Origin of the sequence: Sphaerimonospora cavernae (genome assembly GCF_042435035.1) — a bacterium.
In the GTDB taxonomy this organism is placed as follows: Bacteria; Actinomycetota; Actinomycetes; order Streptosporangiales; family Streptosporangiaceae; genus Sphaerimonospora; species Sphaerimonospora cavernae.
Genome location: NZ_JBHMQT010000018.1, coordinates 180,854 through 204,081, shown reverse-complemented (window position 1 = coordinate 204,081; position 23,228 = coordinate 180,854). Strand labels below are relative to the sequence as shown.

Here is a 23,228-nt window from a genome sequence, read left to right as displayed (position 1 = left end):
TGGATGCCGCCCATTCCCGGCACGGCATGACTCCCGGCGTCCGTTCACCCTGGCACGCCCAGAGGCGGTCACTATCCGCTATCACATGAAAGCACCGCGCGTATCCGCTGATTGTTTACGATCGACAGGTTCACCGAGGCCGCCACCATTATCTGGAAACCGCCGAGAACGATTCCCTGGAGCAGCACGTTTCCTTTGTTCAAGTCGATGAACTGCGGAATTACAGAGATGTACAGGATGGCTATCTTGGGATTGAGCAGATTCGTCATCAGCCCCATCGCGAAAAGTCGACGCGGGGGATCGTCGGGCACGTCCTGCACGGTGAAGACCGATACGCCACCGGGCCTGACCGTCTTCCAGGCGAGCCACAGCAGGTAACCGGCGCCAAGCAGCCTGATCGCCGTGAGGATTCCGGGAAACGCGGCGAACAGCGCCGCCAACCCGAGGTTCGTGCCGACCAGATAGACAAGGAATCCCGCGACGACACCGCACAGGGAGATGATTCCGGCCCGGCGTCCCTGACCGATGCTCCGTGAGACCAGGTACAGCATGTTCGGACCGGGAGACAGCACCATTCCGAGCGAGATGGAAACGACGCCCAGAATCGCGCCCTGCCCCACCATCGATGCCGCCCCCTTTCCGTGACGCGCCCATCACGACTTTCTCAGCGTATTCGGCGAGTCCATTCCGGCGCAATATTTAATATTGCTCTCGGTGCAATGTCGTGTTTGAATTGCGGCCGTAACCGACCCCGGAGAGGAGACGGCGTTGGAGAGCTATCGGCAGGTCGCGGACGAGGTGGCCGCGGAGATCGCCGCCGGACGGCTACGACCGGGAGACCGGCTGCCTCCACAGCGGGACTTCGCCCGGCGGCGCGGTATCGCCAACTCCACAGCCGTCCGCGTCTACAAGGAACTGGGCCGCCGCGGCCTGACGGTCGGCGAGGTCGGCCGCGGCACGTTCGTACGGGCCTCCGCCCGGCAGCCCGGAACCGCACTCGCCGAACCCAGTGACAGCAGAATCGATCTCGAGCTCAACCATCCCGTCGTCCCCGAACAGGCCCGCCTGCTCGGGGACGCAATGAAGCCACTGCTCCGCCCGGACATCCTGCTGTCGGCCATGCGGCCGGTGGGCGCGGCCGGAACGCCACTCGCCCGCGACGTCGTCGTGGATCTGGTCGCACGCGGCGACTGGTGCCCGGACCCGGCGCGGGTGCTCTTCGCCGGCAACGGCCGTCAGGCGATCGCGGCCGCCATCGCCGCGCTGGTCCCCCCGGGCGCGCGGCTGGGAGTCGAGGAGCTCACCTATCCCGTGCTCAAGGCGATCGCCGCCCGGCTCGGGGTCACCCTCGTCCCCTTGACGGTCGACGAAGCCGGCCTGGTCCCCGATGCCGTGGCGGCCGCGGCACGCAAGGCTCCGCTGAAGGCGATCTATCTCCAGCCGACGCTGCACAATCCCTTGTCGCTCAACATGCCCGTCGAACGCCGGGCCGAGCTCGCGAGCGTGCTCACGCGGCTGGGCGTCCACGCGATCGAGGACACGATCTGGTCGTTCCTCCGCGACGACCTGCCACCACTCGCCGCCTGGGCGCCCGAGCACACGATCCTCATCGACAGCCTCTCCAAACGGCTCGCACCCGGCCTGACCATCGGGTTCGCCGTCGTTCCCGAGACGGCGGTCGCGAACGTCACCGCGGCGCTGCACTCCGGGGCCTGGACGCCCGTGCGGTTCGCACTCGAGGCGGCGACCCAGTGGTGGATGGACGGCGTCGTACGGTCGGTGACCGTTGGCAAGCAGCGAGAAGCGGCCGTCCGGCAGGAGATCGCCACCCGCTACCTGGGCGATTTCTCGGTGCGCGGCGACCCGCGTTCCTACTACTGCTGGTGGGAGCTCCCGCCGCCGTGGCGGGCCGACACGTTCGTGGCGGCCGCCGCACGGCACAGCATCGCCGTGACTCCCGCGGCGGCCTTCGCCGTGGGCGACTACCGTGCGCCGAACGCCGTCAGGCTCGGCCTCGCGTCGCCCCCCGCCGAAACGCTGGCGCGCGCTCTGGCCACCCTCAGCGGCCTCGCCCGCTCCTCGCCGGACGATCTCCTGACCGATTGAGGGCGGCAGATTGCTGCGACAGGTGAGGCCGCGGGCGGAGGCGTCGGGACGGTGGTCAGCAGGCGATGGTCACCAGCTTGGAAACTCCTACGTTGAAACCGCCGCCCCCCGAGGTCCGGTGCAGGCTGATGAACAGCTCACCTCGGAAGGTCCCCTCGACGCACGGCGCGACGACGGTCGCCTGGAAGGTCGGGCCGGATTCCTGGAGCTCTGCGACGCCGTTCTCCACCCCTTCCGACCCGTTGAACCAGAGCAGCATCCAACCGTGGTCAACGGATCCCTTCGGGCAGATAACGCTCCCGTTCACGGTCATGGTCTTGCCGTTCGACACCGGTTCGGTGACGTTGACCACGCACTCCGGGACGTCGTTCCTTGTCATCGTCGTGTCGGCGTTGGCCGCGCCGCCCGGCGCCATCACGGCCAGTGCGGCCGCGAGCATCGTCGACACCGCGACGGATGTTCTGAACCTTCTCATGATCTCCTCCGATCGTGAGCGAAAGATCCCTTAAGCGCAACCATCACCCCCTCGGCCAATTTAGTCAAGATTTGAACATCTTTGTCTTTCAGGCGGCCAGGAGTCCGGGGGCACGGCAGAGCCAGTCGTTGACCGTGCCGTCGAAGCCGTCCGGCGGGCCGATCCGCAGGCATGACCGGTCGGCGGCGTTCCGCGTCAGCCGTACGCGGAAGGGCTCGTCATCGAGATCGGGGCTGCCGGAGAACACCGCGAAGTCGGCCTGGCCGATCCGCAGGTGCTCGCCGATCGTCCGGCATGGGGCGCCCGGGTGTCCGGTGATCCAGTCGAGATGCCCGAGCAGCAGCCGATCGGCGACGGTGCGCAGGATGTCGACCGTGCAGAGGCTGTGCGCGCACGCGGCGCCGTCCAGCATGATCTCGGGCAGGCCGAACCGGCGCAGACCGCGGCTCTTCACCCGCAGACACGAGCAGAGCCCGGAGGCCGCCGGCTCCCACGGCGGGCAGGAGCCGGTCTCGTCGACCTCCGACGTCCAGCCCAGCCAGTCGTCGCCGAGCCGGAACTCCTGCCGCTCCCCCGGACATTCCGGGCAGTGGGCTAAGGCGGTGCCGGTGAGCGGGTCGACGATCATGCCGTGGTAGGCCTCGGCGACCCCGCGAGCGGCCGCCCGGGCGACCTGTGCCGCCTCCGGCTGAGCGGTCACGGATGCGGTGCTGGAGACGACGATGTGGTGGCGGGCCCTGCGCACCTGTTTGCGGATGTCGTCACCGTCCAGGTCCATCCGCCGCCACGGCGACTGCGCGGCCCGGAACGCCTCCAGCTCGAGCCGGGGCGTGCCCAGCACCTCCATCGCCGCGCGTCGGTGCGGCCGCCCCATCCGCCACGGCACTATCGAGGACAGCTCGGTCGGGGTGCGGTCGGTCACGACGACGAAAACGGTCGTGGTCTCGGCGGGCACCGGGTATGTGATCTTCATGGGGTCCTCCTCAGAACGCCTGGAGGTCCCCAGCCTGCGCCGATCACGCCCAGAAAATCTCCGCCGAACCCCGTTCTGTGGACAAGGGCGGTTATCCACAGATGCTTACGCGGAGACCGATGCCCTCACCCGAGCCAGCCGCCGCCCGAGGCGCCGGCCGAGGCGCTGGGCTGGGGCCTCGATCAGGTGGTAGGTCAGGAGGCCGAGCGGCACGAGGATGAGGAAGAACAACGGGAGATTCGGGCTAAGCCGCAGCAGGAGCGGGTGAAGCAGGTAGAGCGAGAAGCTGATCACTCCGATGTGGGCGAGCCACCGGGGGAACCGCCGGCGTCGCAGCGCGAAGGCCGTCATGAAGAACACGGCGGCGAGCAGGAGCGCGGGCGCCCATCCGGGATCGTCCTTGGCGAAAACCCCGCAGGCCAGCACTGTCAGCACGGTGCCGATGGCGGTGCGCCAGCGGATCGTCCCCTGCTCGGCACGGTGGATGGCCGTGCCCGCGAACATCATGGCCAGGATGATCAGCCCCTGCCAGGCGCCGATCCTGCTGCCCAGGACGACCAGCGCCAGAGCGAGGACGCCGCCGGTCAACGCGGCGGCCCCGCGCGTCCGGCCGCCTGCCCATGCGGTCACGACGATCACCACGAGCGCGGCGCCGCCCAGGAACACGGCGACCAGGTCCACACGCCCACTGATGACCGCTCTGGGGATCAGGATCCCGAGCGGCACGGCCGCCAGGGCCAGGGCCACCGCGACGGCGGCCGACCGCTGTGCCTGCCGTGCCGCGAACAGCCCGACCGTCAGCAGATAGAAGGCCATCTCGTACGACAGGGTCCACATCACATTGATGACGGCGGGCACACCGAGCAGTTCCTGCAGCATCGTCACGTTGCCGAGGACGACAACGGGCAGAGGCCGCCGGCTCAGCCCCGGGTGGAGATCGAATGCTCCGACGTACCCCAGCAGGAGCGCCAGCGCGATCGCGGCGAGCAGTAGCGGCAGCAGGCGGAAGGCCCGGCCGATCCAGAAGACCCGGACGTCGCCGCGCCGTTCCAGAGACGCGGGGATGATATAGCCACTGACCAGGAAGAACACGAAGACACCCCAGGTGCCCACGTCGATCCTGCGATCCACGACGCCCCAGACCTCCGGAATGAACGTCCAGGCGGAGTGGTGCAGCGCGACGGCCAGGGCGGCTGGGCCCCGCAGGGCGTCCAGCCAGGCCAGGCGGGAGGGAGTTGCGGCCATCGGGGTGACTTTAGGCGAAAGATGCCCATCACTTGACCGACTACTCCCTCTGACCCGGCTGTACGACGACGGCCCGGACGCCACGGCGGGTACGGGGTGCCGCCCGATGCGCGGTCAGGACGCGCCGGAAGCACGCTCCAGGTCGAACTCGTCGGCCTTCACACCCTGGAGGAAGGCCGACCACTCGTCGGAGGTGAAGAACAGCTTGGGTCCGTCGGGGTCCTTCGAGTCCCGTACGGCGATCAACCTCCCGTGACCGGCCTTGTGGGCGGCGCCGTCGACATGCTGCCCGCTCATGTGATGAGGGGTCAGGGCGACGTGCTCGAGTTCGGTGACTTCGACGCAGTTACCGCCGTTGTCGCCGGAAAAGCTTGACTTGCGCCACAGCGCGCTGTTCAGGTCCATCTCTCCTCCATCGTTTTCTTGATCAATTCAAGCGACATGTTCAGCGGAAGCGCCTCGGTCCGGATGGCCTCGAAACGCTCGATCGCCGCCGAGACGTCGCCCGCATCGCTCGTCGTGATGCCGCGGATGGCGGTCTCCGCGTACAGAACGTCGCATCCGTCATCCAGCGTGGCTATGACGAACCCGCCGAGCAGCCCCGAATGCATGCCCTGCGGGACGATCTGAACGCTCAGCCGTGGACCGGCCATCGCGATCAGGTGATCGAGTTGCTCGCGCATCACCTCCCGCCCACCGATCGGCCGGTACAGCACCGCCTCGTCGAGGACGCAGCGGAAGATCGGGGGCTGCGGATCCTCCCGCGCGAGGATGAGCTGCCGGTGCAGCCGAGCCGCCACGGCCGTCTCGTTGCCCCGCAGGACCACGTGTGCGTACGACTCGGTCTGCAGCAGTCCGGGGATCACGAGCGGCTCGTACGTCCGCAGCGTCGTGGCCTCCTGCTCCTTGTCGCGCCACTTACCGAACCAGGAGGGGAAGACCTGTCCCTTCCGCCAGTCGAGGAGTCGCTGCAGCGCGCCACCCGTGGACAGAACGTCGTCGCAGCACTGGGCGAACTCCGGACTGGCCGGAAGCTGACCGGTCTCGACACCGCTGATCAGGGACTCGCTGAAGTGGATCTTCTGGGCGAGTTGCGCCTGGGTCAGCCCCGCCTCCTGCCGGTAGTGACGCAGCTCCCTGCCCCAGATCGCCTGTGGTGAATAAGCATCGACCACAACGCCTCCTTCGCCCGGAGTTGACGGCAGTGCCCAACGGCAGGGTCCGACCACGTCGGCGACCGGTGAAATTCCGATCCGTGACGGATTACAAACAGAGCGTAGTCAAGTTGGAGCCGTCCGTGGCCGAAAACCGCCACCAGGAGAGCCGCAATCCCGTGGACCGCCAACCGTGATCTCGCCCTACCGGCCTCAGGAGGACGTACGGCGGCCCTGGCAGCGGGGGTCGTCGGTGGTCGTGGCGCGTTCGGGGGCGAGCCAGGAGATCATGCTCTCCTCCACGTACCATCCGCGCAGGTCGACGCGGCTGTTCGGGATCTCCGCGGGATCGGGGCAGAGCGTCTGGAAGCCAAGGTGATCGTTGTCGACGAACCGCACGATGCCGTCGGTGGACAGAAACGTGGTCATCCGGTCGTCCACGGTGATCGTGTATCCCACGATCACCGGCGGGAGGCCGTCCTCCCCCGTCGTCTCCACGGCGACCAGCGGCAGGACCGGAACCCGGAGGAAGACCACGCCCACGACGACGGGCAGCACCAGGGCGACCAGAAGAGCGACACCATGGCTGATCACCCATGCGAACGCCCGCGGGACAGGACCGGTGAGCAGTGCGCTCAGGCCCGGGGGCATGGCGAGCAGCAGGGTGACCCGATCCCCCTCGTGCACCGCGTCGACGATCGCCGGGGCCAGCAGCGCGTAGCAGACCACGGCGGCCAGCAGGGGCAGCACCACACCGACGAACCGTACGGCGAACCGTCCGTGACCGCGCTCACGGACGGTCAGCCCGAGAACCGCGAGGGTGAGCATCAGCAGCGTGGGCAGGAACCGCAGCTGCCAGGCGAGGAGGGCGACCGCGACGGCCACGACCAGCACCCAGTCGGGGATCCGGTCGGCCACCCGGACCAGCAGAGACGAGCGGCGCGCGCTGACCAGGTAGAGGGCGCTGAGCACCCGGAGCACCAGCACTACCCCGGGTATGATCCACAATCCCGGGATCAGTGCCGAGCTGAGCAGGCTGAGCGGGCTGACGTGCTGGACGAGCAGGAGCAGCGTCTGGGTGTCCTGGCGGCCCGCGTACCAGAGCCGCAGCACCAGCAGCACCAGCGGGAAGGCCGGCAGCACGGCGAGCAGCCACTCCATGTTGCGCGGGGCCACGCGGCCGCGCCGCGGACGGGCCGGGAGGTCGCGGGAGCCGTAGGCCATCGTCAGGGGATGTCTCGTTCCCACGGCCAACGCCGGACATCCGGCTCGTCGATCCAGGGCTGCTCGCTCACGGCGACCTGCTGACCGCCGTTGGCCTTCTGCAACGGCGCCAGGTAGGTGTCGAACGCCTTCTCCCAGCGGCGATCCTTCGGGTCGGCGTAGGAGCGGTAGAGGGCCAGGTTCACCAGGGTGCGCAGGGCGCGGTTCCGTCCGGTGGCGATCCCCCATCGCTCGGCGGCGGACAGCCCGATGTCATGTGCGCGCAGTTCTTTTGGATACTTCGCCACGAACCCGGCCAGGATGGCCGCGTCGGTGGTCACCGCGTCGAACTTGCCGGCACGCAGTCCCTCGATGCACTCACTGATCCTGTTCTTGTTCACGGGGGTGGCCCCTGCCTGCCGGAGTTGGTCTTCGGAGGTCGAGGTGGCGAGCGTGCATGCCTTCTCACCGGCCAGGTCACCGAGTGAGGCCACGTCCACATGATCGCGGCGGGTGACCACCGTCTGCTCGGTCTCCAGGTACGGCTCGGACATGTAGATCTGGGCGGTCCGCTGCGCGGTGACGCTGTAGGTCGCCACGACGAGGTCGACGGTGGCGAAACGGCCGTCCTGGTCGACGGCCTGCATCCTGCCCCGGTCCTCGGTTTTGATCGCCAGGAACCTCACCTGGCGGGGAGAGAAGCCCAGTTCTCCCGCCACCATGTAGGCGATCTCGATGTCGAAACCCTCGTACCGGCCGGTGTCCGGGTCTCGCAAGGCGATTCCAGGGGTGTCGTCCTTCACACCGATCAGCAGCTCCTGCTTGCCGACGAGACGGGCCTCCTCGCGCAGGTCGGCCTCGGTGGGCGAACCCGTGGCCCAGACCGTCCAGGCCGCGACCACGCCGGCCAGGGTGACCGCCGCGAGCCACCCGGCCAGACGCAGCGTACGGCCGCGTTCCTCGGGTGGCACCACCGGGTCGACATCCAGCGGTGGCTCATCCCCCGTCACGTCGGCGTCCTCGGCCGTCGGTGCCATCTTCGGCCTGCGCGGTAATCGCCACGCTTTCATCCGGTCCATCCGGCTGTCACTCATCGACGTCCGCTCGCCTCCGCCAAATCTGGATCATTGATGGCAGGCTAGCGACGTCACGCCCGGTGCGACACCCTCATCGGCGAAGGGCCTCGACGGAGCCGATGCGGCCCGCCCGCCACAGTTCCGCGGCGAGCCAGAGGCCGCCGACGGCCATCAGTGCGCCGTGCGCGATCCGAAGCGCCGGAGTGCCGAAGAACTGAGGGATGAACAGAGCGAATCCGGCGGCCAGCGGAACGGCGCTCCATCGCCGCAACACCCCCGAACGCCAGACGGCCACGGCCGCGACGACCGCGCCGACGCCGAGCAGTACGAGCCCCGCGGCGAATGTGCCGATCGCCGCCGGGCCGTACCGGAACTCGTCGACCAGCCCGATCAGTGAGGCGTCGTTTTCCCGGACCGCGCGGTCGGCGATGACGTTGAGGGCGAAGTCCTCTGCGCCGTAGTACGACAGCGTGAGCCCGGCGCCGACCCACGTCACCACGACCGCGGGGAGCGTGAGCCGCCCGTCGAGCACGAGGTGCAGGGCCAGGAAGCCCAGTGCGGTGAGGATGAATCCCACCATCGCGAACAGGTGCGACGCGACCCACGCCGAGGAGGCGATCGCACGGGCGCCGTCCAGCGTCGTCTCATCGGAGTACGGCCGGACCAGCGGATAGAGGAGAAACAGGAGGCCGGCCCCGGCGAGGGCGGCGGACCCGAGGCGAGCCCGAGATGAGGCGAACGACGGCACGAGGGACGAGCGGGGAACGGTCATGGGGACATCTCCGATCAGCGCACACAGAGCAGCTCATCGATCTATTTAGAGAGCAATGCTCTCTTTATAGATCTCCAATGTCAACCCCTCCACCAATCCCCTCGTGATCTTGCGAATACCTGCAGACATGCCCTCCCACCTGCGAAAACCGCTAGCATGATCTTGCAGAAACTTGCACGCCAATTCGTTGACCAGGGCGAATACCTTTCGTGATCTCGCACTGCAAGATCACGAACGATAAAACCGCAGGTAGGCGTGGAAGTGTGCGAGTTTCTGCAAGATCACAAAAGGAATATCCGCAGTTCAGCGGCACCCTCTGCGGGTATTTACAAGATCACGCGGGGGGGGGGGGGGGGGGGGGGGGGGGAGCTGGGCGATGACCAGGGACTGGGCGGGGAGATGAAGGTCGCCGTCGGTGATCCGGGCGCTCTCCGTGGAGGCGAGCAGGATCCGCCCGGCACCCGCGTTCTCGGCTCCCGTGCTCTCAACGCCTGTGCTCGCGGCGGGCGAGAGCCGTACGGAGACCGGGAACGCGCCGAAGTTGGCGGCGACCCGCAGCGAACCGCGCTCCACCACCAGGCTTCGCCCGTCTTCGTCGAAGTGGACCCGCACACGGTCGAGCCGCGGATCGGTGAGGTCGGGACACGTCTTGCGCAGCGCGATCAGGTCGCGGTACCAGCCGAGCAGTGAGGCGTGGCCATCCTCGGCCAGCTCACCCCAGTCGAGCCTCGACCGCAGGAACGTGGCCTCCTCCTGGGGGTCGGGCGCCTTCCATTCGTAGCCGAAGCCCTCGAACTCCCGCCTGCGCCGCTCCCCCTCGCTCTCCGCCAGCGAGGGCTCGAAGTGGTCGGTGAAGAAGTAGAACGGGGTGCTCGCCCCCCACTCCTCCCCCATGAACAGCATCGGCGTGAACGGCGAGGTCAGCAGCAGCCCGGCGGCGATCCACAGCTGGTCGGGCTCCATCCGGTCGCCCTCGGGGCGGTTGCCCACCTGGTCGTGGTTCTGTACGCAGCAGACGAAGCGATGGGCCGGCACGTGAGCCGCCGGCCTGCCGTGCGATCGGCCGCGGAACGTCGAATAGGTGCCGTCGTGGAAGTAACCGCGGGTGAGCACCTTGGCGAGCGCCGACAGCGGGCCGAAGTCACCGTAGTAGGCGCCCGTCTCGCCGGTGACGGCGGCGTGGATGGCATGGTGGACGTCGTCGTTCCACGCGGCGTGCATGCCGAGACCGCCGGCCTCCCGCGGCGTGATCATGCGGGGATCGTTGAGGTCGGACTCGGCGATCAGTGTCAACGGCCGCCCGACCACCGTCGCCAGCGCGTCCACCTCGGCCGCCAGCTCCTCGAGGAGGTGCACGGCGCGCTTGTCGTGCAGCGCGTGGACCGCGTCGAGGCGCAGTCCGTCCACGCGGTAGTCGCGCAGCCACTGCAGCGCGTTGCCGATGAAGTAGCGCCGCACCTCGTCTGACCCCGGCCCGTCCAGGTTGACCGCGTCGCCCCAGTATGACCCCTTCGCGTCGTGGAAGTACGGCCCGAACTTGGCCAGGTAGTTCCCCGACGGGCCGAGATGGTTGTAGACCACGTCGAGGATGACCCCGAGACCGGCCCGGTGGCAGGCGTCCACGAAACTCTTGAGTCCGTCCGGCCCGCCGTACTCCTCGTTGACCGCGTAGAGATCGACGCCGTCGTACCCCCAGTTGCGCCTGCCGGGGACCGGCGCCACCGGCATGATCTCGACGAAGTCCACGCCCAGATCCAGCAGGTGGTCGAGCTTGCGCACCGCGCCCAGGAACGTCCCCTCCGGGGTGAACGACCCGACATGCAGCTCGTAGATGACCGACCCGCGCAGGTCACGGCCACGCCAGCCATGGTCGCCCCAGGTGAATCTCTCCTGCTCGTAGACCCGGCTGGGCCCCTCGACCCCGTACGGCTGCCGCCGCGTCCTCGGGTCGGGGTACGGCCCGTGGCCGTCGACGTACAACGAATAGTCGACGCCATGTAGCAGCCCGGTGCCGGGATGACGCCACCAGCCGCCCTCGGCCGGTGACATGCCGTGCCTGGCCCCACCGAACTCGACCTCGACCTTCGCCGCCTTCGGTGCCCAGACCTCGAACATGTCCCTCCCGGTTTCGTCACCATGGACATTTCCCACGTAGCACCCGAGATCACCCCGCCGGAGCACCCTCGAGGATCGCGACCGGACAGCGGGACAGCAGGTGTGCCATCGGCACGCGGCCCGTGTGCTCGACTCCGCCGAGCAGGTCGCGCCAGCGGCCCGGTGGCAGCGCGATCGTCTCTCCGCCCCAACCCCCCCGCCGTTCGAGCTTCACGGGCAGCCGGGTGGCGATCACAACGGCCGCCGAGGTGTCCGCCGAGACGCCGGTTCCCGTGTCGATCCTCCTGTCGATCCCCCGTGCGAAGGCGACCGCATGCTCCCCCGTCGCGATCGGCACGTACGGCCCGGCCGGGTCGATGCGCTGCCGCAGCTTGAGCGCGGTGGTCGTGACCAGCAGCTTCTGACCGTCCCACGTGTCGTCGAGAGCCGCCAGCAGCCGACGCCGCCGCTCGAAGTCGACCGGCCGCCGGTTGTCGGGGTCCACCAGCGAGAAGTCAGTGATCTCGTTGCCCTGGTACACGTCGGGAATGCCGGGCATCAGGAGCTGGACGGCCTTCTGCCCGAGGGAGTTGACCCGGGCATACCGGTCGACGAGAGCCGTGAAGGAGGCGACAGAGGGGCCGCAGACCTCGACGGCCCGCCGCGCGAAGTCCCGCAACCCCGACTCGTACCGCGGGTCGGGCTCCATCCAGGAGATCGCCGTCTTGGCCTCCCTGGCCGCCTTGAGCAGATAGTCGGCGAACCGCTCGACCGAGATGGGCCACACCGCCATGAGCGACTGCCAGGCCAGGTAGTCGAGCCTCGGGTCGAACGACACCTCGGCCGTCCACGAGCCGACCGCCTCCGCCCACTCCCCCGGCAGTTCGGACAGTACGGCCAGGCGGGCCCGTACGTCCTCCGACCGCTTGGTGTCATGGGTGGACAGCGTGGTCATGGTCTTCGGCGGCAGACCGGCGCAGAACGCGTGGAACTCGGCCACCGAGACGCCGAACCTGTCGGGCTCGCCACCGACCTCGTTCAGGCAGGCCAGCGGGTACCACCGGTAGAGGGCCGTGTCCTCCACCCCCTTGGCCATGACCGGGCCGCAGGTCTGCTGGAACCGGGTGACCGCCTCGGCCGGGCCGTACAGGACGAGGTCGGCGGCCTTGGCGACGACGTCGGGATCGGCGTGGGCGGCGGCCTCGCGTGCGGCGCCCCGGATAATCCGCACCGTCTCGTCCAGCGGTCGCTCGCCGGGGTTCACATAGGCCCGGTAGACGGGCATCGCCACCAGCAGTTCGACGAGCGCTTCCCGCAGCCCGGTTTTCCCCGGGTCCGCGTCTCCCGGGTCCGCGTCTCCCAGGTCCGCGTCTCCCAGGTCCGACGTCAGCCGGTCGACCTCGCCCCGGAAGAACAGCTCGATGACGTGCTTCTTCGCTTCGTACCGCACGGCCTCGTAGTCGTCGGACACGCCTGTCAGCCGGCCGAACGTCCCGACCAGCGCGTCCCGGCCGGACGGGTCGACGAACAGCCGCGTGATCATATTGAGCGCGTCGTAGCCGGTGGTGCCGTCGCACGGCCAGTCGCCGGGCAACCGCTCACCGTCAATGAGGATCTTCTCCACCCACAGCGGCCCGGGCACGTGGGGTCGCAGCCGTCGCAGGTAGCCGCACGGGTCGGCCAGCCCGTCGGGGTGATCGACGCGCAGCCCGTCCAACACCCCGTCCTCGATCAGGGAGAGGGTCACGGCGTGGGTGGCGGCGAAGACCTCCGGGTCCTCGGCACGCAGGCCGATCAGCGAGGACACGTCGAAGAAGCGCCGGTAGCCGGGGCTCTCGCGCCAACCGACGAGCCGATAGTGCTGCGCCTCCAGCAGTTCGGGCAGCGGGAGGTGCTCCGTACCGGGCCGGATCGGGAACACATGATCGTGATAGCGCAGGACCCCGTCAGCGACCTCAACCGCCGTGCCGTACGGCTCGTCGCCGGGGTCGAGGATGGGAAAGGCGACCGGCCACTGGAAGTCGAACCACCGGGCGTGCGGGGATTGCGGGCCGTCCCGCAGTGCCGACCAGAGTTGGGCGTTGCGCGACTCCGGCACCGGGATCGTCATGTGGTTGGGCACGATGTCGGCGACCAGCGGCAGCCCGGCCGCGGCCAGTTCGCGCAGCCCCTTCTCCCCGCCGAACTCGGCCCGCACCCCGCCGTGGTCCACCACGTCGTAGCCGTGCCGGGAGTCGCACACCGCCTGGAGGATCGGCGACAGGTAGAGATGACCGATCCCCAACTCCCGCAGATATCCCACCAGCCCGGCCACCTCCGCGAAGCCGAAGTCCGGGGTCAGCTGCACGCGGTAGGTGGATGTCACGGCACCGTCCTTCCTCACGGATTCGGTGGGGGACACGCTCCGGCCGATTCCATACTGCCTCCCGGGAGTGCCGGTAGCCAGTTGGCGGCGGCTTCCTGAGCGCAACGACATTCCCCGTGGCTCCGCCACTCCCCGGGTGGGCGCGGGTTCACCGGCCGAGCAGGCGCCGGCCGAGCAGGCGCCTGGACAGCAGGCGGCGGGGGGTGCGGTTCAACGTGACGCCGCCGCTGCGCAGCCACATCTGCACGCACGCGCCGCCGAGCGCGGACCCCTCGATCCGCATTCCGCCGCCGGTCGACTCGGCCAGGCGGCGTGCGATGTCGAGACCGAGGCCGGTCGAGCCCGCGCCGCTGTGCCCCCGTCTGAGGGCGCCTTCGGGATCGTCGATGCCCGGCCCCGCGTCCGCGACGAGGATGCCGACCGTGCCGGCGCCCCGGTGCAGGGTGACCCGGAACGCGACCCCCTGCGGCGTGTGCCGGAAGACGTTGCCGAGGAGCGCGTCGAGGGCCGCGCCGAGATCGGCCGCGGTGACCGGGACGCGGATCGGGACGTCGGCGCCGACCAACTGCCACGGGCGTCCCTGGTCCTCGGCCAGGGCGGACCAGAAGACGAACCGCTCCCGCAGGACGTCGGCCGCGTCGCAGCCGCCCGGCACCGGACGGGACGGCTTGCGAGCCGCCTGGATGATCTCGTCCACCGCCCGTTCCAGCCGCTCGACCGCGAGTTGACGCTGCTCCGCCTCCGGCCCGGTGCCGCCGATGTTGAGCCGCAGCGCGGTCAGCGGGGTGCGCAACCGATGAGACAGATCCGCCGCCAGCTCGCGCTCGGCCGCGAGCAGACCGGCCACCTGGTCGGCCATCGTGTTGAACGCCTGCCCCGCCATGACGAGCTCGGGTGGACCGTCCGGCTTGATGCGTACGGAAAGATCGCCCGACCCGAGAGAGGTCGCCGCTTCACCGAGACGGCGGGCGGCCCGGACCACCCGCGCTCCCAGCCGGTCGGCCACCACGACGGACGCGGCGACCAGGGCGAGCGCCACGGCCGTCAGCACGGCCCAGGACGTCGTGACGCCTCTCGTGACGTTCGAATCAGGGGCGTACGCCTCGATGACCGCTCGCCGCCCGCCGCCGAGCGCGACCGGTCTGAGCAGAACATATCCATCCGAGACATGCACGGTCCTGGCCCGCTCGAACGCGGCGGCGATATCGACGGTCCCGACTCGCGACGAGCCGATCGTGCCTCCGCCGGGCAGATGCACGGCGAGCCGGCCGGCCCCGGCCGGGGTGCTGGCCAGCGCCCGTTCGAGGGCGGTCGTGTCATCGGTGACCACCAGAGCGGGGACGATCATGCTGGCCTGCCGTTCCGCCTCGCCGAGCGCACGGCTCTCAGCGATCTCCTTCACCGCGACGGCCAGTGGGATCAGGAAGGCCAGCGCCACCATGGCGGTCACCGCCAGCGCCACCAGGACCAGGCTGCGTCTCACCGCCGCTGCCGCCCCATCGTGGGAGGAGTCGTGCGAGGGGTCATGGCGTGGGATCGCCGGGTGGGCTGAGCCGTACGCCGACTCCCCGGACTGTATGCAGGTAGCGCGGCCGGGAGGCGCTTTCCCCGAGCTTGCGGCGCAACCACGACAGGTGGACGTCTATCGTCTGGTCGTCGCCGTAGGACTGCCGCCATACCTCGGCCAGCAGCTCTTTGCGTGAGATCACCCGCCCGGACCTGGCGCACAGGTAGGCCAGCAGATCGAACTCCCGCCGCGTCAGATCGAGCGCGACCCCGTCCAGCTGGGCCGCCCGGCCGTCGACGTCGATGACGAGACCGCCCACGCTCATGACGGTGGCGGGAGCGACGGACCCCGACCTGGCCCGCCTCAGCAACGCCTCCAGCCGAGCGTTCAAATGGTCTCCGGAGAACGGCTTGACCAGGTAGTCGTCGGCTCCGCTCCGCAGCAACCTCACGATCTCGGCCTCGTCGTCACGTGCCGTGGCCACGATGACGGGCACGTTGGAGATCGCGCGGAGCATCTTGAGCGCCTCGGCGCCGTCCAGATCGGGCAGGCCGAGATCGAGGATGACCACGTCGGGGGCGGATTGCGCTATCTCACGCAGCGCGTCGAGCGCCCGGCCGGCGCTGCGTACGGCATGGCTCCGGCCGGCCAAATCACGGATGATCGCGGAGCGGACGAACTCGTCGTCCTCCACCACCAAAACGGTCGCCATGGGGCAGAACGGTACACCTGTGTTACATGGGGTGCAGTGGTATCGGCCAGGGCAGTTGAAGTTAAAATTATCGGGTAATGAAACGGCCCTTAAGCTACGCGCTTGCCTGGTGCGGTGCGACCGCACTCGCTGTAGGTGTGTCCTGGCTGGGAGTACGCGACGTGCTGTACAGCACGATCCTGGACGACGCACCCCTGGCACCGGTGGTGGCCGCGGCCGGACCCGGCAGCCCCTCGCCTATCCCCGCCTCACCGGACCCCATCTCACCGGGCCCCATCTCACCAGGCCCCATCTCACCCGGTCCGCCTCCGACGGGATTCGTCACCGGCGGACCCGCTTCACCCGAGGCCTCGAATGCCCAGGCGGACGCGACACCCGCGGTGAACGGGTCCGCCCCGACCGCTCAGCGGACGGGTAGGGCCACGTCGACCGGCGGGCGGACTCGGCAGGTGCTTCCCGTCTCGCCTCGGCCGCCGCGCGTCATCGGACTGCGCCCCAAACCGGTGACGACATCGGCGACGGCGAAGAACCCGGCGACGGCGCACGGACCCACGACGGCGTACGGGCCGACGACGTACGGGCCGACGACGGCGAGCACGGCCACGACGAAGGATCCGACGACAGCGGTCGCGGCACCGGCCGCCGCCTCGAACGGCGAGACCCTGCACACGTTCTCACTCAGGGGCGGACGCGCGACGATCGCGGTCACCGGCAAAGACTGCCGGGTGGTGACCGCGTCGCCCAACGACGGCTACGAGGTGAAGGTCTGGGAGGATCCGTACTGGCTGCGCGTCACCTTCCTGCGCGGATCAAGTGAATCGTCCGCGTTCTGCACGTGGAACGCCCTGCCACCCCGGCTCGACACATACGAGAACTGAACAGACCCCGCCGTGATCTTGCGAATTCTCGCAGCCACAGGCCCTGAGCAGGAAAGAAACCGTTCGTGATCTTGCAGTTTCTCGCACCCATGCTGGCCGACCAGGGCGAATGCAGTTCGTGATCTCGCACTTACCAGTGAGCCTCTACTGCAAGATCACCAGAGACGTCGACGCAGGTCAAAGGACGTCAATGCGAGAAACTGCAAGATCATGACAGGTGATTGGGCAGGTCAAGGGGCATCAGTGCGAGAAACCGCAAGATCACGGGTGGGTGGTGCCTCTGCCGGCATCCGTTTCGACGTCAGGGCAAAACCCATCTGGGAGCGCTCCCATGCACCTTTCATGGTCAGTAGCTGAGGCCCCAGTCGTGCGGGCCGAGCAGGTAGGCCTCGCCACGCGGTACGAGGCGCCCGCCGCCGACAAGGGAGTCGAGGCAGTGCCGTACGGTCTCCTCCGGCAGGCCGGTCATTCCGGTGATCTCGCCGACCGTGGCGGGCCGGTCCGCCACGTTCAACGCGGCGGCGGCCTCGTAGACGGCCAGATCGGTCCCGGACATCTCCTGGGTGTCCTCGAGGCTCTCATCATCACGATCTCGCTCACGCACGGGGCATCACCGGCCGTTACAGGCCGCGCATCCTCGCCCCGCTGCGCAGGCGCTCGGGGTCGATGTGGCGCTCGGGAAACCGCTCGAGGTACTCCCGCTCCAGTTCCTCCGTCCGCGAGGTATGCCGCTCCAGCGCGTCGTCGGAGCCGTGGAAAAGGGCCTCCGACCGCGTCTCGTGGATGTGGCGCAGCTCACGGAACAGGTCCTCGTCCTCGAGCGCGCGTGGGTCGACGCCCATTGTCGTCATCGCGTGTCCTCCCCCTCAGACCTCTGTCGGCTTGTCCCACCGCTCGTCGGGATTTCCGTCATCGGGCTGCGCGATGGGCGGATCGGTCGCCGAAGGAGTGTGCTCCTCAGCGAAGTCCGGCTCGTCCTCGATGTCCGGATCGTTCTCACGTCGCATGCCGGACTTCTGCCCCCTCGCCGACCCACCATGCACGGGACGGAGAGCATTGGCCGAATCGTCGAAATCGTCAGGGCCGTGCGGCCCGCGCCACGTCACGAGCGCGAGCCGCACGACCGGGGCACATCAGGACAGATCGAACTCGCCGCCCTTGACGCCGTCGACGAAAGCCTCCCATTCACCATTGGTGAACAGCAGCTTCGGGCCCTCCGGGTCCTTGGAGTCCCGTACGGCGATGCCGCTCCGCAGGCAGGCGACCTCGACACACTGGTTGCCCACGGTGTTGGAACGCGTCGCCTTGCGCCAGGTGGCTCCGGCCAGGTCGTCCGCCGGCTGGGTTCCCCTCATCTTCCTGCCATCTCCTTCTCGACCGACTCGATTTTTCCTATGGACTTCTCCGGGCCGAGCGCGGCGGCACGAAGGTGATCGAAGACCTGGACATATCCGCGGACGTGCTCTGGTTTCTCCAGATAGAGCTCGCCGCCCATGTTCTCCAGCAGCACCACGTCGGCGTCCTCCGGGTCGGGGAAGGTGAGGATCGCCATGGAGTTGCCCATCCCGAGGTAGGCGCCGGCGTCGAACGGAAGCACCTGGATGGTGACGTTCGGCTGGACGGCGAGCTCCCCGAGCCTGCGCAGTTGCTCCGCCATGACCGGCGGGCCGCCCACGGGCCTGCGGAGCGCGGCCTCGTCGAGGACGGCCCACAGTTCCAGGGCGTCGGGTCCGGTGAGGCGGCGCTGCCGCTCCATCCGGGCCGTGACCCGCCGCTCGGTCTCCGCCGGGTCCTTCACCAGCGCGGCGCCGACCACCGCACGGGCGTAGGACTCGGTCTGGAACAGCCCGGGCACCAGGAGGGGTTCGTAGTTCCGGACCGAGGCGGCCTCCGCCTCGAGCCCGACGTACGGCCCGGGGAGCACGTCCCCGAAGGCGTGCCACCAGCCTCGCCGACCGGCATCTCTGGCGAGGGCGAGAAGCGCCTCACGTTCGGTGCCGTCGACCCCGTAGAGATCGAGGAGGTCGCGCATGGTCCGGCTCTGCGGCCGGGTGTGTCCGGTCTCGATCCGGTACACCGTGGAACCCGCCACGCCCAGGCGCTGGGCCACGTCCTCGCGGCTGTATCCCGCCTCACGCCGCAGGCGCGTCAACTCACCGGAAAGCCGGCGCAGCCGTACGGTCGGACTTCGTCCTGTCCGCATGAGACCGAATACCCCCTTTGACAGGAAGTGTGCAATGGTGCATTCGCACTATTGCGTAGCCGAATTCCAAAGTGCAGGATGAATGAAGTCTGGCACGGACGGCGATCGGTCGTAGGCAGGCGGGTATACAGGGAGTTATCACAGGATGACAATTCTCAACCTCCCGGGGAGAATCGTGATCTCGCGGCCCTACGCGGGAGAGCCCTCGGAGGCCGGCCGGGCCCGTCGGTTCGTCGCCGACCACCTTGACTCCCCTGACGACTCCCCCGACGGATCCGCCGAGGAGGCCCGCACATTCGGCGGGCACCCCTGCCGCGACGACGCCGTACAACTGATCGGCGAACTGATCGCGGAGTCGCTGCGCCACGCCTCTGTCTGCGGGAGCCGTCCGGGCTACACGGTGACCGTCGAGGCCACCGCGGACTGGACCCGGGTGACCTTGTCCACGCAGGCCTGCGGCTGCTGGACCACCCCCGAACTGACGCCGGGCCGGGGCGTCCACCTCGTCGACCTGTTCACCGCCCGGTGGGGCGTCACCTCGAGCCGTGGCGGGGTCTCGGTCTGGTTCGAGCTCGGACACCAGATCGACTCCTCGGCCACCGCCTCCGACGTGCCCCCTGACCGGGCGGGCTCGGACCATGTCAGTACGGGCAACGCCGGCACGGACAACGTCCGTACCGGGCGAGTCGCCGGAGAACCCCGACGGCGCTGACCCATACCGGGGTCCGCCCCGGCCACTCGGGGCCATCGAGACGGTAATACCGTCCCTTGGCCGCTATTAGGGCTGATTCCGGGTAGACGCCGCCATATCGCACTAAGAAGGGGACGGTATGGCGCAAATAAGCACCGATATTCCGGCCCGCCTCGATCGACTGCCCTGGGCCCGCTGGCACTGGCTGGTGTTGATCGGGCTCGGCGCGGTGTGGATCCTCGACGGACTCGAGGTCACGATCGTCGGCGTCATCGGTCCCCGGGTCACGGACCCCCTCAGCGGGCTGGGACTGACCGACAGCCAGGTCGGAGTCGCCGCCGGCGTCTATGTCGCCGGCGCCTGCCTCGGCGCCCTCTACTTCGGCCACCTGACCGACCGTTTCGGTCGCAAGAAGCTCTTCCTGGCGACGCTGGTCGTCTATCTCGTCGCGACCGTCGCCACGGCCTTCTCGACCGAGGTCTGGTACTTCTACCTGTGCCGCTTCTTCACCGGGGCCGGCATCGGAGGGGAGTACGCCGCGATCAACTCGGCGATCGACGAACTCATCCCGGCCCGGGTGCGCGGCACGGTCGACCTCGTGGTGAACGGTTCGTTCTGGCTGGGCACCGCGATCGGCGCGGCCATCGCGATCCCGCTGCTCGACCCCGACGTGCTCGCCGTCGACGTCGGCTGGCGGGTGCTGTTCGGGATGGGCGCGGTGCTGGGCATCGGGATCCTGCTGGTCAGGAGGCTCGTGCCGGAGAGCCCCCGGTGGCTGTTCATTCACGGCCGGGAGCGGGAGGCCGAGGAGATCGTCCGCGACATCGAGACCCGGGTCCTGGAGGAGACCGGCGGGCGGGCGCTCGACCCGCCGGGCCGGGAGATCCGGATCAACCAGCGGCGGCACACCCCCCTGACCGAGGTGGCGGCCGCCCTGCTGCGCCGCTATCCGAAACGGACGCTCGTCGGCCTCGCGCTGTTCGTCGGACAGGCGTTCCTGTACAACTCGATCTATTTCACGTACGCCCTGGTGCTGTCGACGTTCTTCGGAGTGCCCGACGGCAGCACCCCCTGGTACCTCGTGCCGATCGCCATCGGGAACTTCTGCGGACCGGTGCTGCTGGGCAGGTTCTTCGACTCGATCGGCCGCCGGGCGATGATCTCGGGCTGCTACATCCTGTCCGGGCTGCTGCTGCTCGGCACGGCCGCCCTGTTCAACAACGGGGTCCTGTCGGCCGGGACGCTCACGGTCTGCTGGATGGTGGTCTTCTTCTTCGCCTCGGCCGGCGCCAGTTCCGCCTACCTGACCGTTTCCGAGATCTTCCCAATGGAGACCCGAGCCCTGGCGATCGCGCTGTTCTACGCGGTGGGCACCGGCCTCGGCGGCATCGTCGGACCGGTCCTGTTCGGCCGCCTGGTCGAGAGCCAGGTGGTCGGCAACGTGGTCTTCGGATACGCGATCGGCGCCACGCTCATGATCATCGCTGGCCTGGTCGAGTGGTTCATGGGCGTGGAGGCGGCCCGGCGGTCGCTGGAGGACATCGCCGCGCCGCTGAGCGTCCACGAGGTATGACATTTGTCGTGGGCAACCCCGGAGCAATGCCACTGCTTCAGGCCGGCGTCGATGGTGCAGAGTTGAGATGTGGAGACCCCGACCCTGCGCCCTCCCCTGCATCGTGTGAGCCGTACCGCCATCTGGTACTGGACCGTGCGCGCCGCCGTGGGCTGGCTGATCCTCATCGCCGCCCAGGTCGGATGGCTGGTCGCACAGGGTGACCACCTCGGCGTGCGCGTCTCCGGTCTCGTGATCTCGGTCGTCGCCGCCGCGGCGCACCTGGCCGTCATGCCCCAGTGGCGCTTCCGGGTCCACCGCTGGGAGACCACCCCCACCGCCGTGTACACCCAGTCGGGCTGGTTCAAGCAGGAATGGCGGATCGCCCCGGTCTCCCGGATCCAGACCGTGGACAGCGAGCGCGGGCCGCTGGAGCGGCTGTTCGGACTGGCCGACGTCACGGTGACCACGGCCTCGGCCGCCGGACCACTGAAGATCAGCGGGCTCGGTCAGGACACGGCGCAGCGACTCGTCGCCGAACTGACGGCGACCGCGCAGGCCACCGCCGGGGACGCGACATGACCGAGACCGGCGAGATCGGCCCGCGTGGATTTGAGGCGGGCACGGCCGAACCGGAGCAGGAGCCGGTCTGGCGGAGGCTGAGCCCCCGGATGCTGCTGGTCCACCCGGTCCAGGAGGTCGTACGGGCGGCGCCGGCCCTGCTCGGTCTGCTGGTGGCCGGGTCGAGCAGCGGCGGGCGCGGGCACCTGTGGAGCCTCGCCGCCGTCGGCCTCATGGTGGTGTACGGCATCCTGCGCTGGTTCACCACCACCTACCGAATCACCTCCGAACACGTTCAGGTACGTAAGGGCGTGCTGCAGCGCAAGGTGCTCACGGTGCCGCGCGACCGGGTCCGTACCGTGGACGTCACCTCCCACGTGCTGCACCGCCTGCTCGGCCTCGCCCGTGTCGAGGTGGGCACCGGCACGTCCGACAAGGCGGGCCGCGGCGGTCTCAAGCTCGACGCGCTGGGCGGCGCCGAGGCGGCCCGCCTGCGGGTCGAACTCCTTCACCGCTCGAGCCGTACGGCGGACGCCCGGGCCGCGGATGCGACACTCAGGGATTACGCGCCCGGGCAGGACGCGCCCGGGGACATCGTGCTCGCGACGCTGCGGCCGGCCTGGATCGGGTTCGGGCCGTTCACGCTGTCGGGACTGATCACGGTGGGTGTCATCGCGGGCTTCGTCTCGCGGTTGGCCTCCGAGGGCAACGTGGACCTGGGCCGATTCCGGCAACTGCGCGAGGGATGGCGGTGGTTCGGCACGCTGTCGCTTCCGCTGCAGGTCGCGACCGTCGTGCTGATCCTGGCGGTGTTCGTGGCGGTCGCCTCCACGCTCGGATATGTGTTCGCGTTCTGGAACTTCCGGCTCAGCAGGCACGGCGGAACGCTGCACGTCACCCGGGGTCTGATCACCACCAGAGCCACCACGATCGAGGAGCGGCGGCTGCGCGGCGTCGAGATCAGCGAGCCACTGCTGCTGCGTGCCGTGCGCGGGGCGCGGCTCATCGCGGTGACGACCGGCCTGCGCGTGGGCCAGGGCGCCCAGCGTGGCGGGTCGTTGCTGCTGCCGCCCGCGCCACGCGGCGAGGCCGAGACGGTCGCCGGTCTCGTGCTCACGGCGGAAGGCGCGCCGCCGCGCCCCGGGCCGCCGCCGACCACGGCGCCTCTCGTGCCGCACGGACCCGCCGCCCGGCGCCGCCGGTTCACCCGGGCCCTGGGCGTCAACGCGCTGCTCGCGGCCGCGCTCTTCGCCGTGGGGCGATGGGCGGACCTGCCGTCGTGGCCGTGGGTGACGGCTCTCGCACTGCTTCCGGTCACGGCGCTGCTGGCGGCCGACCGTTATCGCTCCCTCGGGCACACGCTCGTCTCCGGCCATCTGGTCACCCGTTGGGGGTCGCTCGTACGCCGGCGGGTGATGCTGGAACGCGACGGGATCATCGGGTGGAACGTGCAGCGTTCGTTCTTCCAGCGCCGTGCCGGGCTGGTGACGCTGACCGCCACGACGGCGGCGGGCCGCCAGGGCTACCACGTATTGGACGTCGACCTCGCCGAGGCGCTGCGGCTGGCCGCCGAAGGATCACCGGGGCTGCTCGACCCGTTCATCGTCCCCCAAGGCTTCCGTGGGAAATAGCATAAATTGCCCTATTTGCGATAGGACTGG

Annotated in this window: 24 protein-coding genes; 6 read left to right on the top strand and 18 right to left on the bottom strand. The window is 69.1% G+C overall.

Translation table 11 applies throughout. The features are described from left to right. Positions 1–71: 71 nt before the first annotated feature. On the bottom strand, positions 72–623 hold the full coding sequence (locus tag ACFHYQ_RS11495) for a LysE family translocator (RefSeq protein WP_394301103.1): 552 nt from the start codon (positions 621–623) through the stop codon (positions 72–74). Positions 624–768: 145 nt separating this feature from the next. On the opposite strand from ACFHYQ_RS11495, the gene ACFHYQ_RS11490 reads away from it, so the two are divergent. Next, positions 769–2,106 carry an aminotransferase-like domain-containing protein gene (locus ACFHYQ_RS11490; protein ID WP_394301102.1) on the top strand — a complete coding sequence of 446 codons (1,338 nt, stop codon included), beginning with the start codon at positions 769–771 and terminating at the stop codon, positions 2,104–2,106. A gap of 55 nt (positions 2,107–2,161) precedes the next feature. On the opposite strand, the gene ACFHYQ_RS11485 is transcribed toward ACFHYQ_RS11490, so the two are convergent. The 12 genes from ACFHYQ_RS11485 to ACFHYQ_RS11430 all read right to left on the bottom strand — a co-directional run bounded on the left by ACFHYQ_RS11485 (position 2,162) and on the right by ACFHYQ_RS11430 (position 15,682). Continuing rightward, the gene (locus ACFHYQ_RS11485; protein WP_394301101.1) at positions 2,162–2,581 is read right to left on the bottom strand and encodes a hypothetical protein; all 420 of its coding nucleotides are present in this window, start codon (positions 2,579–2,581) and stop codon (positions 2,162–2,164) included. 88 nt (positions 2,582–2,669) lie between these two features. Beyond that, complete coding sequence (locus tag ACFHYQ_RS11480; RefSeq protein WP_394301100.1) at positions 2,670–3,554, bottom strand: hypothetical protein; 885 nt, start codon at positions 3,552–3,554, stop codon at positions 2,670–2,672. Between the two features lie 105 nt (positions 3,555–3,659). Beyond that, positions 3,660–4,799, bottom strand: coding sequence for an acyltransferase family protein (locus tag ACFHYQ_RS11475; protein WP_394301099.1), 1,140 nt, complete (start codon positions 4,797–4,799; stop codon positions 3,660–3,662). A 114-nt stretch (positions 4,800–4,913) separates the two neighbouring features. Then, positions 4,914–5,204: a DUF397 domain-containing protein gene (locus ACFHYQ_RS11470; RefSeq protein WP_394301098.1), complete on the bottom strand. Its 291-nt coding sequence runs from the start codon at positions 5,202–5,204 to the stop codon at positions 4,914–4,916. Next, entirely contained in the window at positions 5,195–5,974 is a 780-nt protein-coding gene (locus ACFHYQ_RS11465; RefSeq protein WP_394301097.1) for a helix-turn-helix domain-containing protein, read from the bottom strand. Before ACFHYQ_RS11465 ends, ACFHYQ_RS11470 begins: the two co-directional genes overlap by 10 nt. 192 nt (positions 5,975–6,166) lie before the next feature. Next, positions 6,167–7,177, bottom strand: a complete 1,011-nt coding sequence (locus ACFHYQ_RS11460) for a hypothetical protein (RefSeq protein WP_394301096.1) — start codon at positions 7,175–7,177, stop codon at positions 6,167–6,169. A 2-nt stretch (positions 7,178–7,179) separates the two neighbouring features. After that, positions 7,180–8,250 (bottom strand): transporter substrate-binding domain-containing protein, encoded by a 1,071-nt coding sequence (locus tag ACFHYQ_RS11455; protein ID WP_394301095.1) that lies wholly within the window; start codon positions 8,248–8,250, stop codon positions 7,180–7,182. A 73-nt stretch (positions 8,251–8,323) separates the two neighbouring features. After that, positions 8,324–9,004 (bottom strand): hypothetical protein, encoded by a 681-nt coding sequence (locus ACFHYQ_RS11450; RefSeq protein ID WP_394301094.1) that lies wholly within the window; start codon positions 9,002–9,004, stop codon positions 8,324–8,326. Positions 9,005–9,307: 303 nt separating this feature from the next. After that, complete coding sequence (gene treZ, locus ACFHYQ_RS11445) at positions 9,308–11,119, bottom strand: malto-oligosyltrehalose trehalohydrolase (protein ID WP_394301093.1); 1,812 nt, start codon at positions 11,117–11,119, stop codon at positions 9,308–9,310. 49 nt (positions 11,120–11,168) lie between these two features. Then, entirely contained in the window at positions 11,169–13,463 is a 2,295-nt protein-coding gene (treY, locus tag ACFHYQ_RS11440) for a malto-oligosyltrehalose synthase (protein WP_394301092.1), read from the bottom strand. 148 nt (positions 13,464–13,611) lie between these two features. Then, on the bottom strand, positions 13,612–14,946 hold the full coding sequence (locus ACFHYQ_RS11435) for an ATP-binding protein (protein WP_394301091.1): 1,335 nt from the start codon (positions 14,944–14,946) through the stop codon (positions 13,612–13,614). A gap of 40 nt (positions 14,947–14,986) precedes the next feature. Further along, on the bottom strand, positions 14,987–15,682 hold the full coding sequence (locus ACFHYQ_RS11430; RefSeq protein WP_394301090.1) for a response regulator transcription factor: 696 nt from the start codon (positions 15,680–15,682) through the stop codon (positions 14,987–14,989). Between the two features lie 77 nt (positions 15,683–15,759). On the opposite strand from ACFHYQ_RS11430, the gene ACFHYQ_RS11425 reads away from it, so the two are divergent. Continuing rightward, complete coding sequence (locus ACFHYQ_RS11425) at positions 15,760–16,560, top strand: hypothetical protein (RefSeq protein WP_394301089.1); 801 nt, start codon at positions 15,760–15,762, stop codon at positions 16,558–16,560. A 346-nt stretch (positions 16,561–16,906) separates the two neighbouring features. Here the strand turns inward: ACFHYQ_RS11425 and ACFHYQ_RS11420 are convergent, their stop codons facing one another. From ACFHYQ_RS11420 to ACFHYQ_RS11400, 5 genes are all read right to left on the bottom strand, one after another. Then, entirely contained in the window at positions 16,907–17,164 is a 258-nt protein-coding gene (locus ACFHYQ_RS11420; protein WP_394301088.1) for a hypothetical protein, read from the bottom strand. 16 nt (positions 17,165–17,180) lie between these two features. Further along, positions 17,181–17,411 carry a DUF6158 family protein gene (locus ACFHYQ_RS11415; RefSeq protein ID WP_204012522.1) on the bottom strand — a complete coding sequence of 77 codons (231 nt, stop codon included), beginning with the start codon at positions 17,409–17,411 and terminating at the stop codon, positions 17,181–17,183. A 15-nt stretch (positions 17,412–17,426) separates the two neighbouring features. Then, positions 17,427–17,567, bottom strand: a complete 141-nt coding sequence (locus ACFHYQ_RS11410) for a hypothetical protein (protein ID WP_204012520.1) — start codon at positions 17,565–17,567, stop codon at positions 17,427–17,429. Positions 17,568–17,693: 126 nt separating this feature from the next. Further along, positions 17,694–17,915 carry a DUF397 domain-containing protein gene (locus ACFHYQ_RS11405; RefSeq protein ID WP_394301087.1) on the bottom strand — a complete coding sequence of 74 codons (222 nt, stop codon included), beginning with the start codon at positions 17,913–17,915 and terminating at the stop codon, positions 17,694–17,696. After that, positions 17,912–18,763 carry a helix-turn-helix domain-containing protein gene (locus tag ACFHYQ_RS11400; protein ID WP_394301086.1) on the bottom strand — a complete coding sequence of 284 codons (852 nt, stop codon included), beginning with the start codon at positions 18,761–18,763 and terminating at the stop codon, positions 17,912–17,914. The genes ACFHYQ_RS11405 and ACFHYQ_RS11400 overlap by 4 nt, the downstream gene beginning before the upstream one ends. Positions 18,764–18,908: 145 nt before the next feature. Between ACFHYQ_RS11400 and ACFHYQ_RS11395 the strand changes: the two genes are divergently transcribed. The 4 genes from ACFHYQ_RS11395 to ACFHYQ_RS11380 all read left to right on the top strand — a co-directional run bounded on the left by ACFHYQ_RS11395 (position 18,909) and on the right by ACFHYQ_RS11380 (position 23,198). Further along, the gene (locus ACFHYQ_RS11395; protein ID WP_394301085.1) at positions 18,909–19,475 is read left to right on the top strand and encodes an ATP-binding protein; all 567 of its coding nucleotides are present in this window, start codon (positions 18,909–18,911) and stop codon (positions 19,473–19,475) included. 118 nt (positions 19,476–19,593) lie between these two features. Then, positions 19,594–21,027 (top strand): MFS transporter, encoded by a 1,434-nt coding sequence (locus ACFHYQ_RS11390; protein WP_394301084.1) that lies wholly within the window; start codon positions 19,594–19,596, stop codon positions 21,025–21,027. Positions 21,028–21,096: 69 nt separating this feature from the next. Continuing rightward, on the top strand, positions 21,097–21,588 hold the full coding sequence (locus ACFHYQ_RS11385; RefSeq protein WP_394301083.1) for a PH domain-containing protein: 492 nt from the start codon (positions 21,097–21,099) through the stop codon (positions 21,586–21,588). After that, positions 21,585–23,198, top strand: a complete 1,614-nt coding sequence (locus ACFHYQ_RS11380; protein ID WP_394301082.1) for a PH domain-containing protein — start codon at positions 21,585–21,587, stop codon at positions 23,196–23,198. The genes ACFHYQ_RS11385 and ACFHYQ_RS11380 overlap by 4 nt, the downstream gene beginning before the upstream one ends. Positions 23,199–23,228: the final 30 nt, after the last annotated feature.